This is a genomic window from Streptomyces hesseae, assembly GCF_031845785.1.
In the GTDB taxonomy this organism is placed as follows: domain Bacteria; phylum Actinomycetota; class Actinomycetes; order Streptomycetales; family Streptomycetaceae; genus Streptomyces; species Streptomyces hesseae.
The window spans coordinates 612,423-624,126 of the sequence record NZ_JAVRFI010000002.1 but is presented as its reverse complement, the minus strand read 5'-3'; the positions used below and the strand labels follow the sequence as shown (position 1 = coordinate 624,126).

Annotated in this window: 8 protein-coding genes; 5 read left to right on the top strand and 3 right to left on the bottom strand. The window is 69.6% G+C overall.

Annotated features, from left to right (window positions below; genetic code table 11):
- Positions 1-140: 140 nt before the first annotated feature.
- The 4 genes from RM609_RS05685 to RM609_RS05670 all read left to right on the top strand — a co-directional run bounded on the left by RM609_RS05685 (position 141) and on the right by RM609_RS05670 (position 3,773).
- A complete protein-coding gene (locus RM609_RS05685; RefSeq protein ID WP_311608417.1) occupies positions 141-368 on the top strand; it encodes an outer-membrane lipoprotein carrier protein LolA in 228 nt (75 codons plus the stop codon).
- A gap of 471 nt (positions 369-839) precedes the next feature.
- Positions 840-2,024 carry a cytochrome P450 family protein gene (locus tag RM609_RS05680; protein ID WP_311608416.1) on the top strand — a complete coding sequence of 395 codons (1,185 nt, stop codon included), beginning with the start codon at positions 840-842 and terminating at the stop codon, positions 2,022-2,024.
- A 337-nt stretch (positions 2,025-2,361) separates the two neighbouring features.
- A complete protein-coding gene (locus RM609_RS05675) occupies positions 2,362-3,102 on the top strand; it encodes an alpha/beta hydrolase (protein ID WP_311608415.1) in 741 nt (246 codons plus the stop codon).
- Positions 3,103-3,257: 155 nt separating this feature from the next.
- Complete coding sequence (locus RM609_RS05670) at positions 3,258-3,773, top strand: DinB family protein (protein ID WP_311608413.1); 516 nt, start codon at positions 3,258-3,260, stop codon at positions 3,771-3,773.
- A gap of 57 nt (positions 3,774-3,830) precedes the next feature.
- On the opposite strand, the gene RM609_RS05665 is transcribed toward RM609_RS05670, so the two are convergent.
- The 3 genes from RM609_RS05665 to RM609_RS05655 all read right to left on the bottom strand — a co-directional run bounded on the left by RM609_RS05665 (position 3,831) and on the right by RM609_RS05655 (position 8,301).
- Positions 3,831-4,967 carry a hypothetical protein gene (locus tag RM609_RS05665; RefSeq protein WP_311608411.1) on the bottom strand — a complete coding sequence of 379 codons (1,137 nt, stop codon included), beginning with the start codon at positions 4,965-4,967 and terminating at the stop codon, positions 3,831-3,833.
- Positions 4,968-5,102: 135 nt separating this feature from the next.
- Positions 5,103-6,248 (bottom strand): hypothetical protein, encoded by a 1,146-nt coding sequence (locus tag RM609_RS05660; protein ID WP_311608409.1) that lies wholly within the window; start codon positions 6,246-6,248, stop codon positions 5,103-5,105.
- Positions 6,249-6,732: 484 nt separating this feature from the next.
- The gene (locus tag RM609_RS05655; protein ID WP_311608407.1) at positions 6,733-8,301 is read right to left on the bottom strand and encodes a S53 family peptidase; all 1,569 of its coding nucleotides are present in this window, start codon (positions 8,299-8,301) and stop codon (positions 6,733-6,735) included.
- 445 nt (positions 8,302-8,746) lie between these two features.
- On the opposite strand from RM609_RS05655, the gene RM609_RS05650 reads away from it, so the two are divergent.
- On the top strand, positions 8,747-11,701 hold the full coding sequence (locus RM609_RS05650; RefSeq protein WP_311608406.1) for an AfsR/SARP family transcriptional regulator: 2,955 nt from the start codon (positions 8,747-8,749) through the stop codon (positions 11,699-11,701).
- The last annotated feature ends 3 nt before the right edge of the window (positions 11,702-11,704 follow it).

Below are 11,704 nucleotides of genomic sequence, written 5' to 3'. Positions count from 1 at the left end.
GGACTCAGCTCATCACCACAGCTCAGGGCCACCAACCACGAGGCCGGGTAGCGATCTTCACAAAGTGGGGCTGATCGAGGCACCTCGGTGGTCACAAATGACGCCGCGAACCAGTACAACGACCAGGAGGAATAGGCGAAGTGAGCAGCGCTGCCGATGAGCTTCCGATACGACTCACCAAGATCAACAGCTTTGAGGTCGCTTTCAGTCAGAAGGTCACCGACGGCAGTGGCAGCGCTGTCCAGGAGGGTGCGGGCACGGTGACCGTCAAGCGTCCTGGCCGCTATCGGTGGCACACGCCGCAGCCGGACGAGAGCCTGCTGGTCTGCGACGGGGAGACCCTGTGGCCAGCGCAGCGGAGACTTTGACGACTCGACCTTCAAGTTCACTCCCCCCGGCGGGCACCACCGTGGAAGATCAACGGAACTAGCCTGGTTGCGTTCACGGCGCAGACCACTGTCATCCGGGTTCAGAAGCCCGGCTGACGCGAGTCGCCGCTCACTCGCCCCGCCGCGAGTACGCGAACCGCGTCAGCACCCTCGCGCCCGAGACTCATTAGCGATCTCTCCAGACGCCAAGATCATCTCGTGGAGGGTTTCTGGCGTATCTGGGTCATGCCCTTCGATCCCCGCGAGTGCGCGAAACTGAAGGTACTCAGTCGGGTGGTTGCGTTACCTTGGCGCTCGCGGGCGGCCCGCACCCGGCACCGACGGACGAGAGGGCAACCTGAGAGCCGGGACCGAGTGGCTGCTGCTCGTCGCCCAGGAATACGCCAACAGCGGCGTCGTACGCGCGACCACCACCGAGACCGCCCAGGAAAAGGAAGCAGTCCCGACACCATGAGCGACCCGCTGACGTGCCCCGAGTTCCTCCAGAACCCCTACCCCTTCTACGACGAACTCCGGGCGGCAGCCCCTGTGCAGCAGGTGAACACCGGGTCCGGCGGCAGGTCCAGCTACCTCGTGACGGGCTACGCCGAAGCGAAGGCAGCCTTCACGGAACCGGGACTGTCCAAGAACACCGACCGATTCTTCGCCGGCCGCTCCTCCGGCCGCAATCTCCACCCCGCGGTCGCCCACACCATGCTCGCCACCGACCCGCCCGAGCACACCCGCCTGCGCCGCCTGGTGACGAAAGCCTTCACCACCGGCGCCGTCACCCGCCTGCGCCCGTACATCCAGCACACCGTCGACCGTTTCCTCGACGTTCTCCCGAAGAACGGCGAAGCCGACCTCGTCGCCGGTCTCGCCATCCCGCTGCCGGTCACGGTGATCTGCCAGATGCTCGGGGTGCCCGAGGCCGACCGAGCCCAGGTGCGTACCTGGTCGAACGACCTCTTCGCTGCCGGGCAGCCTCAGCGGATCGACGAAGCCTCCCACGCCGTGGCCGGTTACATGGCCGATCTCATCAAGGCCAAACGTCGCGTACGGGACGACAGCCTTCTGCACGGCCTCATCGCCGTCCGGGACGAAGGCGAACAGCAGCTCACCGAAGATGAGCTTGTCTCTCTCGCCGTCCTCCTGCTCGTTGCCGGTCATGAAACCACCACGAATTTCATCGGCAACGCCGTCCTGGCACTCCTCCAGCACCCCGCCCTCCTCGACCGCGTACGAACCGACCCTGGCCGGATGGGCAGCATGCTGGACGAACTGCTGCGCTACGACTCACCGGTCGGCATCGCCACCTTCCGCTACAGCACCCGACCGATCACCCTTGGCGAGACCGAAATCCCTTCCGGGGTCCCCGTGCTCATCTCGCCCGGAGCGGCCAACCGAGACCCGGCCCAGTACCGGACTCCCGGCTGCCCCGACGCCGACCGCGACGCCAGGGGGCACCTGGCATTCGGGCACGGAATCCACCGGTGCCTGGGCGCGCCACTGGCCCTGGCCGAGACGGAGATCGCCCTCCGTGCACTCCTGACCCGGTTCCCCGGACTACGCCTCGCCGTAGCGGCCGAAGAGCTCCGATGGCGCCGCACACGACTCATGCGGGGACTGGAATCCCTTCCGGTATTCACGCGGTAGAAGGTCCCATGCCGGCAGACCGGCGCTCGCCGCCCGCCTCGGCCGCAGCAGTGCGGGGGTCACGGGCACGCTGTCCATGCTGAGTCGGGTCACCCACGCCGTCCACGGCAACGGGGCCCGGGGATCGCCCCCGGGCTTCTCCGCCGTCGCAGGGCCTCGGGCAAAAATCCGTTTGGCCGACCACCGCGACCGCTGCTACGTTTCCGGAGGCCGTGCGAGAGATTGAGGAGGTGGTACCCGTGTACGCAGTATCGACGTGGGTGCTCCCCTCCGGGGTCACGGTCGGGCGGTAGGTCGTCCGGGAGCGCCGTAAAGTGCACTCCCGAAAGGCACGACCATGCATTTCACTTCTGAGCAGCGTCTCGACGACGGTGTCGTCGAGCGCGAATTCACCCTCGGCGAGATCCCCGGCATCCTGTGGACGCCTGCGTCCGCATCCGTGTCCGCACCGGTGCCGCTGATCCTGCTCGGCCACCCCCCGCTCGGACTGCGCAAGATGTACCCCCGGCTGGCGGAGCGGGCCCGCCGCGCTGCGGCGGACGGCTTCGCCGCGGCCACCATCGAGCTCCCCGGGAGCGGTGACCGGCCCCGTTGGGCCGCCGCCGAGCAGGCCCGCGCCGACCTGCGCCGGGCCATGGAGGCCGGCGAGCCGGTCGGCGACGAGATCATCGACGCCCTCGTCCTCCCGCTCGTCGAAAAATCGGTCCCGGAATGGCGGGCCGCCTTGGACGCCCTCCTGTCGCTGCCCGAGATCGGCGGCCCGGTCGGGTACTCGGGGGGAGTGATCTCCATCGGCGTTCGCCTTGCGGTGGCCGAGCCGCGCATCGTGGCCGCCGGCTTGTTCGCCGGGAGTTTCGTGCCTCGCGCCATGTTCGAGGAGGCCCGCCAGGTCACCATTCCACTGCATGTCCTGCTGCAGTGGGACGACGAAGGCAACGACCGGCAGGCGGCCCTGGAGCTGTTCGACGCCTTCGGCTCCAAGGAGAAGTCCCTGCACGCCAATATGGGCGGGCACACCGGAGTCCCGCAGTTCGCGGGGGACGCCGCGGCCCAGTTCTTCATCCGGCATCTGAAGTGAAGCCGGGCCGTCAGGCCACCAGCAGACGGTGAGCCGCGCCGGCGTGGGTCCCTGCCGACTCGGCAGGGACCCACGTCTCCTTCACGAGGCGAGGCCAAAGGCTGTCCCATAAACCCAGATGCCCCCGCCCGGCTGCCCAGGTAGCGTGCACCGACATGGCATCGGAACTGGAACGCCCCCCGCTCCAAGCGGACGAACGCACCGCGCTCATCGGCTGGTTGACGCTGCAGCGGCAGATCCTGCGCTGGAAATGCGAGGGGCTGAACGACGAGGACGCTCACCGTTCGGTCATCCCGACCTCACCGTCCATGACGATGGCCGGCCTCATCTCCCATATGCGGTGGACCGAGCACACGTGGCTGGAGGTGCTGTTCCTCGGCGGCGACGAGAAGCAGAACCCGTCGTTCGACGAGTCGATCGAGGACGCCGACTGGCGCACCGACGGCCGCCCCCTCGCCGAGCTCCTCGCGGAGTACGAGGCCCAGTGCGCCCGTAGCGACGAGATCGTCGCTGCGGCCTCCCTGGACGACGTCGGCCGCCACCCCGGCTTCCGCTCCGGCAGCGCCAACCTCCGCTGGATGCTGATCCACCTCGTAGAGGAGACGGGGCGGCACGCAGGGCACGCGGACATCGTCCGGGAGCTTCTCGACGGCACGAAAGGCTATTACTAGAGATCCGGTCGGCTGTGGACTTGGAGGAGTCCGATGCCTGGCTCTTCAAAGCCGGTTTCAGTAAGCGGCCGGTTCCCCGAGGGCGGTAGCCGAACCGCCGAGATATCTGGCAATGGGGAGGACATGGGCGCCGATGACCAAGGGCTTGCCCGCTTGGGCGGTGGTCGCGAGTCTCAGCTTCCCGCTGTCGAAGTCGGCTTTGTTGGTGACGCCGTCGCCGGTCGGAACGAAGAACGGCCACAGGCCGGCAGCCGCTTTGGCCTTGATGGCCTGTTGGTCGTCGGGAGTGAACGCAGCATCCGAGGTGACCACGGTCGTGAGTCTCTCCACCACCATCAGCGAGGCGATCGCCCGCTGGAGCTTCCCGGACGTCTCACCGAACGCCATGTCCCAGTGCAGCTGAGGATTCGACGCCCATGGCGGACTTGAGCGCTTCGTGTATGCCGTGTGAAGCTGACTTGAGTTGTACCAGCCGGGGTCAGGGTTGACCGGCCAGACCGCATACGCACCCAGTTCGGCCTCGACGGTCACCACGCCTCGGGCAAATCTGACGGTGGTCGCGTCGAGCCGGTCGGCACCGACCCACAGTCCTGAGAAGCCCTTGTTCACTCCTCCGGTCCAAGTACCGGAAACATCCCCACTTGTTGCCGCGCTGTTGAAGGAGATCCTCGCGGAGGGGGAGTTCTTGAGTATACTCAGCAGCTCCCTGCTGCCGCCCAGGTACTCGGCCGGCCTCGGGGGCGGTCCCTGGTAAGTCAGCAGAAGCCGCTGAAGGGCCCTGAGGCTCGCGATGTCCCGCAGCACGGAAGCGCCTTCGTTCGCAACACCGGGATGGTGTGCCATCGCCCAGTCGTAGAAGACATCGGGCAGTTTGTCCTCACCCGGCTGGGGCGTCAATCCTCGGACGAACCTGAGCCATTCCTGATGGACATCCGAGCCGATTGCCGTCACAAGGGTGCTCTCCGGGACGCACAGCGCCTGAATCACGGCGGCGTACTCGTCGAAGAAGAACGCGCTCTCCACCATCTGCCGGTTGAAGGTGAGAGACGCGGGCGGGACGATGTTCTCATGGGCCCACAGCGCGGTGTCGGACGGTTCCAGCGGGGGCGCGGGCTGAATGAGCTGGGTGGTCGAGGGAGAAGTCGGCAAGCTCTTCAACACGGCGTTGTGCCATCGGTTCTGGAGCTCGGCCATCGGGTCGGGCGGTGACGGCGGCACGGTCGGCATGACGCTGGCCTTTCGTCGGGTGCTCCCGGGGTGTTCCTGACCGGCCAGGGGGCCGCCGACCCCCGGCCGGTCAGGTCATCGACGTCGCCCCTGCACCAGGCGCTACTGCTCGCGTGCTGCCGACGTATAGCCGAGGAAGCGGCCGATCGGCAGGACGTTGACTCCGATCAGCACCGGAACGCCGGGAGAGGATTTGGTGGTGAGTGTGGTCTCGCCCCCGCCGCCGAATTGCGTGTTCGTTGTCATTCCGCGCTCTCCGCCACCGTTGTAGAAAGGCCAGAGCCCGAAGCCCGAGTTGCCCCGGATGATTTGCTGGTCCTGCTGGCTGAACGAAGTTCTGGCGGTCACACTGATGTCCATGGCGTCGGCCACCAGGAGATTGACCGTGACCCGTTGGATGTTTCCCGCGGCCCCGAACGTGCTGTCCCAGGTTATTGCACTGCCGCTCCGCCACGGGGGGTCGCCCTTCTTGGCGTAGGCGGTGCCGAGGGCGGACGAGCCGTACCAGGCTCCGGCGTTCGTCTGGAAGCTCAGCACGTGCCCGAAGGAGGCCTTGATGGTGATTTCACTCTGTGCGAAGAATTCACTCAGACGCTCGGTGCTCTCGCTTCCTCTCCACAGGCCGAACAGTACGGAGCGCCGCCCCGAGGACCATGATCTGCTCACGTCCGAGCTCGTGGTCGAGCTGCGCATCTCAAAAGCCCGCTGGGGCGCTTGCGAGAGGTCCTGCACCAGGGAGTCGTAGCCCCGGGCCCAGTCCGGTGGCGCGGGCGGTCTCTGCATGTAGGGCATCAGGGCCTGCTGTGCGGAGCCGATCGGGTCGAGGATGATCGCCGCGTACGCCGACGCTCCCTGTTGCGCGATGTCGGGCGCGTTCACCATTGCCCAGTTGAAGAAGATGTCGGGAAACTGGTTCACCGGAGGTATCGGCTTCAGTGACTGCAGGTATTTCACGAAATTCTGGAAGTTCTCCTCGCCGATCTCCTGCTTGACATCGACCTTGGTCGCCGGCCGCAGCGCGGACATGGCCCCCTTGTAGTCGGAGAAGAGCTGGTTCCCGCCGCTCTGGGTGTAGTTCTGGTCCAGCGACAGCGGCGGGATGTTGTTGAGGAAGGACCAGAGGATTTTGTCCCCACCATCCGTAGTGAGAGGAGCCGCCGGCTGGAGGAGCTGGAAGGTTTGATCCGACTGACCCAGCCCTTGGGCCAGTGCGTTGTAGAGCTGGTTCTGTACCGTGATGAACGACATGGGGTCTCTTCCCTTCGTGATGTGCCGGACGGGAGGAAAGGCCGAAGAACTTGCTTTTGCGGGCCATGGTCGTTTCTTTGCCACTGGGGAACCAGCTCGGACATGATGCTCGCGCGGGTGAGGGATAACAAACATCCGTTTTCGGGATCAGCGCGTATTGGCCACGTCCACCGGTGCTCTTTGGTGCTCTTCGCGCACCGTGCTCTCCGGGCCGCGGTGCACGTGGGCAGCGCTGATCGGGCCGGGCGCGGCAGTCGGCGAGGCGGTGCGGCCGACGTCCAGGCCGCTTCGGGCGAGCACTTGAGAGGGTTGGGTGCAGGAAGGAATGGCTGGTTAGTACTGCAACGACAGTTGAGCGATGTGTGCGGTTCAGGCTCGTGTTTGAGGCCGTGTTTCCACCGAGCGGCGCCGGTGACCATGCACGGCTCCTGCCCTGAGCGGCAACAGATCCGCCACCCGGGCAGGAGTCATCCGGCAGCACTACCTAGACGCTCTGCAGTCCCTTCACCAGCGCGGTGCCGTCCGGGACGCCCCAGCCAGTGACGGCGTCGTACCCGGCCTTGACCGGGTAGCCCACCGCCGGGGGGTTGGATCTGTTGTCGTGGCCGGTCGGGATGTCGCGACAGACCGCCTGGCCGAGTGGCTGCCCGCCCGCGCCATTGCTCTTGTAGAGCAGCGGGGTGAGGAAACGCTGCCGTTTGCCGGCCGGCAGTGCGGCGTCGACGCGGGCGATCAGTGCGGCCCACAGCGGGGTGGAAGCGCTGGTGCCGCCGGAGGGCTGGGGCCGGCCTTCAAACGTGAGGTCGTAGCCGGGGCTGCCGGCGAGCGCGGCCACGTCCGGTACGACCCGCCCTTTGATGGCGCCCTGGTTCAGGGAGTCCACCTGGATGTTCTGTTGCCATTGCGGGCGCTTGACGATGGCACTGACGCCACCCCCGCTCGCGCCGCCGTGGCCGCTGCGGCGACCCGGCGCTTCCCACCAGGAAACTTCCCGGCCGGCGGAGTCGATCTGGGTGCCGCCGACGCAGAGGGTGGACTCGCTGGTGGACGGGAAGCTGACATGGGCAGCGCCGTCTTGGACCTGAGCCCCGGCTCCGTCGTCACCGGAGGCGACACAGACCGTGATCCCTAGGCCCGCCGCACCCTCAAGGCGCTTGTAGACCTCATCACGGGCGGCGGACGCCAAGTGGGGATCTTTTTCCGGAAGCCCGTAGCTGATCGAGAGAGCCACCGGCCGGTCGGCGATGGCCTGGTCGATCAGGTCGATCCACCCCTTCTGGGTCCATGGGACGAAGTAGACCGGGATCCGGGCCGCCGGACAGAGGCCGGCGACGATCTCCACGTCCATCATCACTTCGAGCGTGTTGTCCTCGGCGTCCGGCGCCAGTTGCTGAGCTGCCAGAGGGGACCGGGGCGGGTCGAAGCCGACGGGCACGACATCGACTTGCGGCGTGGGGAGGCTGTGGCCGTCGCAGAAGGCCCGCAGATCGTCGTCGAAGTAACCGCAAGGGAAGAACTCGGCGATTCCGATCTTCTGGCCGTCCCCCTGACCTTGGGGGAAGTTGTAGTGGCGCTCGAGGTCTGCCGGCGAGAACGACCCGTGGAAGCCCGTGCCCGTGCCCGTTCCCTGTGCGGCGGCCCGCCGCGCCACCCGCCGCTCGTCCAGCCCGAAGACCCCGGTCACGATCCCGGCCAGCTCGGACGGGATCCTCAACTCGCCCTCGCGGCCACGGAGCTCGCCCTGCTCGGCACTGCGGTAGATGCCAAGGTTCGTCTGGAAGGCGGCGTTCATGGCGCTCACGGGACCGCTGGCCAGGACACTGCCCGGCTGGAGCCGGACTTTGTCGACCGTAAGGCCGTAGCGTTCCAGTACGGCCTTGGTCTTCTCGGCGTCCTCGCGCCGCTCGTCGGGGATCCGGTCGTCGGTGACCACCTTTCCGCGCAGGGTGACGGTCACGCTCACCGGCGCCTGGGCGTCCGCGTCCGCCACCCGGGTCGCATCGGCCATGGCGGGCCGCTTGCTTCCCTCCAGCACCACATGTTGCTCAGTCATCGTCGTCTCCTTGGTCCGACTCGCACTCGACAGCCCCTGTCGTCGCATGGGACATCGAGCCGGATCAGCTCAGCGGAGAACGCCGCCTCCGACGGACGACGGAACGAACAGGGGCGAAGCATCTGTATCCGGGCTACGCCGGGACCACCTGCCGGAGCAGACCCAGCCACCTGGAATAGGGCATCGCTTGCTCGATATGGAGTACGTACGACCAGGCGTCGATCACGTGCTTGATGATGTCCAGCGCCTGGCTGATCAGCCGTACCGGGTCGTGTCGGTGCCTCCCGCATCGCGCCGGTGACATTAAAGGACGGATTGTCCACAGGTAATATCCAGGCAAACGCACACCGGTGGGGCGGCGTGCCGAGCGCCCGGCGGGAAGACGGGTCCGGCCCGCCGTCCCCCGGCTTGTGTGCCTGAAAGCGTCAATGGGGTGGGGCGAAAGATGGTCACCGGGGATACCGGGGGCACCGGGCTGCGGTTCTCGCTGCTCGGTCGGCTGCGCGCGTGGCGCGGCGACAGGGAACTGGAGCTCGGCTCCCCGCAGCAGCAGGCGTTTCTCGTGGTGTTGCTGCTGCGCCAGGGGCGGGCCGCCTCGGTGGCCGACGTCGTGGAGGCCCTGTGGGGAGGGAATCCGCCACCCCGCGCCGTGGGGGCCCTGCGGACGTACGCCTCGCGGCTGCGCAAGCTGCTGGAGCCGGAGCGGGCCGCGGGCGAGTCCCCCCGGGTCCTGGTATCCGTCCCCGACGGCTACGTGCTCCACGTGCCGCGCGAGGCCGTGGACCTCACCCGGTTCGAGGACCACGTCGCCTCGGCGGGCCGGGCCCGGGCGGCCGGGCGGCTCGCGGAGGCCCGCGCCCGGCTGCGCCTCGCGCTGGAGCCCTGGCAGGACGACCCCCTGCCGGGCGTCCCCGGCGCGGCCATGGACGCGCACCGCGCCCGGCTCACCGAGCAGCGACTGACGGCCCTCGAAGCCCGCCTGGAACTCGACCTGGAGCTGGACGGCCCGCGGTCGGTCCTCGCGGAGCTCGCCGGCCTGGCCGCACGCCATCCCCTCCACGAACGGCTGCGCGCCCTCCAGATACGGGCGCTGCACCGTGACGGCCGGTCCGCCGAAGCGCTCGCCGTCTACGACGAGGCCCGCCTGCTGCTGAGCGAGGAGCTCGGGCTCGAACCCGGCCGCGACCTCGCCGAGGCACGGGATCTGCTCACGGCGCCGGACTCCACCGGCGGCACCGGGCTCCCGGACCCGGCCACGCCGCCGCTGCCCGCCCAGCTCCCGGGTGACCTCGCCGACTTCACCGGCCGCGCCACGCTCGTGGCGGAGCTGTGCGCGCTGCTGACGTCCGAACGCCCCGGGGCCGCCGCCACGGTAGCGGTCTCCGGAGCCGGTGGGGTGGGCAAGAGCGCCCTCGCCGTGCACGTCGCGCACCTGGTGCGGGAGTCCTTCCCGGACGGACAGCTCTACACGGACCTCCAGGGCGTCGGCGGCCATCCGGCCGACCCGGCCACCGTGCTGGGCTCGTTCCTGCGGGCGCTGGGCGTGGACGACGCCGCGATGCCCGAGGGCCTGGCGGAGCGCTCCGAGCTCTTCCGCGCCCGGCTGGACGGGCGCCGCGTGCTCGTCCTCCTCGACAACGCCCACGGCCCCGGGCAGGTGCGGCCCTTCCTGCCCGGTCCGCCCTCGTGTGCCGTCCTGGTCACCAGCCGCGCCAAGCTCGCGGGGCCGGTGGCCGCGCGCCTGGTCGACCTCGACGTCATGACCCGGGGCGAGGCGGTCGAACTCCTGGGCAAGGTCATGGGCCGGGCCCGCGTCGCCGCCGAGGCGGACGACGCCGCCCGGCTGGTGTCGGCCTGCGGCCACCTGCCGCTGGCCGTGCGGATCGTGGCGGCCCGGCTGGCCACGCGCCCCGCGTGGCCGCTCGACGCGCTGCGCGGCCGGCTCGCCGACGAGAAGCACCGCCTGGCGGAACTGCGCGTCGCCGACCTGACCGTCGAGGCCGCCTTCGCACTCGGCCACGCCCAGCTCAGGCCGGACCAGCAGCGCGCCTTCCGGCTGCTCGCCCTGCCCGACGGCCCGCACATCTCCTCCGCCGCCGCGGCCGCGGTGCTGGACCTGCCGGAGTCGCAGGCCGAGGCACTGTGCGAGTCCCTGGTCGACGTAAGCCTGCTGGAGTCTCCCGCCCCCGGCCGTTACCGCTACCACGACCTGCTCCGGCTCTACGCGCGTGGCCGCGCGAGCGCGGAGGAGTCCCCGGAGGGGCGGGCCGCCTCCCTGCGCCGCCTGCTGGAGTTCATGGTGTCCACGGTGCGGGCCTCGTACCCCGGCGCCCTCGACAGGGCCGAACGCCTGAGGGTGACCGGAGGAGTCCCCGGACTGTCGTTCGCCACGGCCGAGGACGCCGGCGCCTGGCTGGTCGAGGAGGCGCCATGCCTGCTCGCGGCGGTGCGCCAGGCGGCCAAGGCCCCCGACGGCGCCCTCGCCCCGGCGGCCGACCTGCTGCTCATGACGGAGGAGCTGCTGGAGCGCGGGCGCCCCGGGCCGGAGTTCGAGCAGGCGGCCGAGGAGGTGGTCGCCGCGGCGCTCCGCCTGGGCGACCGGCGCAGCGCGGGCCGTGCCTATCTGGCCCTCGGCCACGGCCACTACTACGCGGCCCGCCTCCGCGAACTGGTCGTGGTCTACCGCCACGCGGTGGCGGAGAGCCGCGCGGCCGGCGACGCGCTCGTCATGGCCGACGCCCTGGTGCTGCTGGCCCGCTGCTTGTACCACCTGCGCCGCCACGACGAGACCCACGCCCTCCTCACCGAGGCCCTGGCGGTCTTCCGCGCGCACGCCGACCGGCTCGGCGAGGCGAACGCCCTCGGGGCGCGCTGCCGGGTGCGCCAGTCGGCGGGCGAGACGGACCTGGCGGTCGCGGACGCCGAGGAGGCCCTGGCCGTCCATCAGGGGCTGGGCGACGGCCGCCGGGTGGGGTTCGCGCTGTACGAACTGGGTGTCGTCCTCGGCGCCGCCGGACGGACCACCGAGTCCGCCGCACGCCTCACCGAGGCGCTGGCCTTCTTCGGCACCCGCCGCAACCGGCTGTGGGAAGGGCTCACCGTCTCCCGGCTCGCGGAGAACCGGCTCGCCACCGGCCGCGCCGAGGAGGCCGCCCGGCTGGCCCGGACCGCGGTCGCGACGCTGGAGGAGGTCAGGAACGACCGGGGCCGCGCCCACGCCCTGGCCGCGCTCGGCTCCGCCCTCGACGGCATCGGGGACCACGACGGCGCCCGCGCGCACCGGCGCACCGCGCACGAGATCTGCGCCCGCCTGGGCATGCCGGAGGCCGACGACCTCCTCGCCCTGCTCGGCGACGGGCCCGGGCGCCGCGACGGGCCCGAACCGGCACCGGTCCCCTGACGA

Coding starts and splice junctions, on each gene's coding strand:
- RM609_RS05680 (WP_311608416.1), top strand. CDS start 840: ATGAGCGACCCGCTGACGTGCCCCGAGTTCCTCCAGAACCCCTACCCC.
- RM609_RS05675 (WP_311608415.1), top strand. CDS start 2,362: ATGCATTTCACTTCTGAGCAGCGTCTCGACGACGGTGTCGTCGAGCGC.
- RM609_RS05670 (WP_311608413.1), top strand. CDS start 3,258: ATGGCATCGGAACTGGAACGCCCCCCGCTCCAAGCGGACGAACGCACC.
- RM609_RS05665 (WP_311608411.1), bottom strand. CDS start 4,967: ATGGCCGAGCTCCAGAACCGATGGCACAACGCCGTGTTGAAGAGCTTG.
- RM609_RS05660 (WP_311608409.1), bottom strand. CDS start 6,248: ATGTCGTTCATCACGGTACAGAACCAGCTCTACAACGCACTGGCCCAA.
- RM609_RS05655 (WP_311608407.1), bottom strand. CDS start 8,301: ATGACTGAGCAACATGTGGTGCTGGAGGGAAGCAAGCGGCCCGCCATG.
- RM609_RS05650 (WP_311608406.1), top strand. CDS start 8,747: ATGGTCACCGGGGATACCGGGGGCACCGGGCTGCGGTTCTCGCTGCTC.